The organism is Mobilicoccus pelagius NBRC 104925 (genome assembly GCF_000247995.1).
Taxonomy (GTDB): Bacteria; Actinomycetota; Actinomycetes; order Actinomycetales; family Dermatophilaceae; genus Mobilicoccus; species Mobilicoccus pelagius.
Window position 1 is genome coordinate 1 of the sequence record NZ_BAFE01000065.1, and the last position, 2,911, is coordinate 2,911.

At 66.4% G+C, this 2,911-nt stretch carries 6 protein-coding genes; all 6 read left to right on the forward strand.

The window, feature by feature from the left end:
- A partial coding sequence (locus MOPEL_RS17765; protein WP_040634037.1) for a hypothetical protein occupies nt 1–213 on the forward strand: 213 nt, incomplete at its 5' end.
- Between the two features lie 138 nt (nt 214–351).
- Complete coding sequence (locus MOPEL_RS18995; protein WP_009482848.1) at nt 352–717, forward strand: SdpI family protein; 366 nt, start codon at nt 352–354, stop codon at nt 715–717.
- Nucleotides 718–966: 249 nt separating this feature from the next.
- Entirely contained in the window at nt 967–1,371 is a 405-nt protein-coding gene (locus MOPEL_RS10325) for a GntR family transcriptional regulator (RefSeq protein WP_009482849.1), read from the forward strand.
- Between the two features lie 5 nt (nt 1,372–1,376).
- The gene (locus MOPEL_RS10330) at nt 1,377–2,459 is read left to right on the forward strand and encodes a DUF5808 domain-containing protein (RefSeq protein WP_009482850.1); all 1,083 of its coding nucleotides are present in this window, start codon (nt 1,377–1,379) and stop codon (nt 2,457–2,459) included.
- Between the two features lie 67 nt (nt 2,460–2,526).
- Nucleotides 2,527–2,775, forward strand: a complete 249-nt coding sequence (locus MOPEL_RS19000) for a DUF1648 domain-containing protein (RefSeq protein ID WP_373279736.1) — start codon at nt 2,527–2,529, stop codon at nt 2,773–2,775.
- Nucleotides 2,673–2,911 (forward strand): hypothetical protein (locus tag MOPEL_RS18150; RefSeq protein ID WP_040634041.1); only part of this gene is annotated, 239 nt, incomplete at its 3' end. The genes MOPEL_RS19000 and MOPEL_RS18150, both read left to right, overlap by 103 nt.

Consider the following 2,911-nt stretch of genomic DNA (forward strand, 5'->3'; position numbering starts at 1 on the left):
CATGACGTCTACTTCGAGTTCGACCTCGCGCCGGACGAGGTCTTCGACGTCATCGGCGGACGCAACAGCGAGCACCTCAAGACGATGCCGCCTGCTGGCGAGGCGCGGTTCCCCCTCGCCTTCGTCTTGGGATCGGCCTCCCAGGCCGAGTGCCTTGCCCACTGGACCGACGACGACGGCGAGCACGTCACCCAAGCCACCGTGACCGTCTAAGCACACCGCGGGCGCGCCGGAATCGTCCGGCGCGCCCGCGGCACTGTCCCCGCATCCGACCGGTATAGCGTTCTCGGCAAACGCGCTCTTCGCCCAAGGAGACGAGGCTGGCTCGTTGCGATGCGGGGGTGACGAAAGATGGAGACAGCAGTGGGAGCGGCTGCGGGGTTCGCCCTGGCAGGGGTCGTCTGCGGGTATGTGTGGCTCTTCTGGCGTTCGCTGCCACGGAACGGGTTCCTGGGATTGCGCACGAAAGCGACGACGCGCTCGGATGCAGCCTGGCGCAGAGGCCACGAGGCCGCGTCCGGCTGGATGGCGGCTGCAACTGCGATCTGCCTGTCCGAAGTCCTTCTGACAGTGGGGATGACCCGGAGCGCTGAGTTGATGTCGGTCGCGGGCGCAGTCATCTGGATCTGGCTTGCCCTGCTCATCGGTTGCCTCCTTCGAGCGAACGCAGTCGCCGATCGAGCAGCCAAGAGCAGCACCGCACCATCAGAAACGTGAGGTGCGGAGTCTCACACAGCGCGACGAACGCGACCATCGGCTGACGTGATCTACGTAGCACACGTGGTCGTGAAGCCTGCATGACGTACTGGGAGGCTCGGGTCTGCAGTGGCAAAGGAAGAGCGCCTCGAGCCCCAGTCCCGAGACGCGGACGGCAGCGCCGGCAACCACGAACCACTCCGCCAAAGGACATTCACACGACCGTCGCATCTGTACTATGTTTAGGCATACAGATGGGACGAAGGCCGTATGGACATCGCGATCGATCCACTCTCGCCCGTACCGATCTACCAGCAGATCCGCGACCGCGTCGTGGAGCAGATCGCCGTGGGTCGCCTTTCCCGGGGTGATGCGTTGCTGTCGGTTCGCGCGCTGGCCACCGCGTTCGGCATCAATCCAGCGACCGTGGCCAAGGCGTACGAGGCTTTGCGGGCCGAGGGGTTCGTCGGTGCGAACGCGAAGTCGGGAACGTTCGTCGCCGGTGATCGCGACACCCTGCGTGTCGACGCTGATCAGACCGCTGAGTGGCGTGCCCGCCTGACGACCCTCCTTGCCGAGGGGCGCGCCAAGGGCATCTCGCCCGCTGACCTCACCCGAGCCTGTTCTGACGCCATCAAGGCGTTCGATGCCGACCCGGCCGTAGTGAAGGAGTGATCACTGTGTCATTCGCTCTTGCCATCCAGGTGCTGGCCATCGGCGTGCTGTCTGCCCTGGTCCCCGCGATGTCGCGGCAGACGACGCCGCTGGGTGTCTCGATCCCCAGCGGTTTCGTCAGGCATCCCGTGGTCACCTCGGCTGTCCGCATCTACGAGGCGCTGACCGGAGCCACCACGCTCCTGATCCTGATCTCGCTGCTCATCCTCCCCGCGGGCTGGCTCGAACCGGCCTTCGCGCTGGCGCCCTTGGCCGTGCTAGGCGGGAGCACGGGCGCGTACGTCTGGCAGCGACGCCGTATCATCGCGGCCAAGGAGGCCGACCGCTGGTATGACGGCCGGGCGGTGGGCATCACCGCCGACCTCACCGGATCTGCGCCGCGGGACACTGGAGCCAGCGTCTGGCCGGCGTTGATCGGCGTCATCTGCCTGGTCGCGACCATCGGATACGGCTTCACGATCTACGACCGCATGCCCGACCCGTTCCCCGCCCACACCGGCGCCCTCGGTGAACCCGACCGGTGGGTGCCCAAGACACCGTTCGAGGCGTTCTTCTCACCCGGTCTCGCGTTGATCGTGCTCGTGTTCATCTTGGGACTGTTGTGGTGGATGCCGCGGCGTCCACAACGTGGCCTGCCCGACGGAGACGCCACGGCAGCCACTGCGCGACGGGCGATCCACGACCACACCACCCTGGTCGTCGTCACGTGGATCGGTCTGATCCTCGGCATAGGTGCCAGCGCTCTGTCATTGCTGCAGTGGTGGTCCCGATTCGGCACGCCGACAGCAATCACCTACGCCGTCATGATGACGGCCGCGATGGCCGCCGTCGTCCTGCCCGTCCTCAAGGCTCTCCCGAACCTCAAGCAGATCGACGCCTCGGCCCGTCCCGGACACGACGCCGAATCACCCGACGACGACCGCCACTGGAAACTCGGCCTGCTCTACATCAACCGGGACGACCCGGCACTCATGGTGCCCAAACGCGGAGGCATGGGCACCACCATTAATCTCGGCCACCCGGCGGGCATGGTCTTCGGGGTCGCTGTCCTCATGTTGCTCGCCTGGTCCATCGCCAACGGAGGCTGACGTGAGCGTACCCCGAGGCCGCTCTCATGTGGCAGCGGTGTTGATCGGTTTTCCCACCTCCGCTGTCGTGATCGCGGTCGGTCTGACGATGCTCTCCTGGGCCGCCCTACCAGCCACCCTCGTCACGCACTGGGGGACCGGAGGCGCCGACGCCGTCATGCCCAGGGAGTGGGCCGTGGCCATTCCACTGGTGATGTGCGTCGGCCCCGCCGGATGGACACTTCTTCGAGCGTTCACGTCAAGGCAGACCCTCGCCGCCTGTATGACACCGCGGTCGTGTGCGGCCTGTTCTCCTGGATCGGCATCGCGGCGCTGAACGCCTCCATCTGGACCGGGCGCCACGTTGGTGACGGGGCAGCGCCCGCCGTGGTGGGTTGTCTCCTCGCGATCGGCCTGACCATCGCGGTCGCCTGGTACGTCAAAGCGCACCTCCGGCGAATCTCTCACTGCTA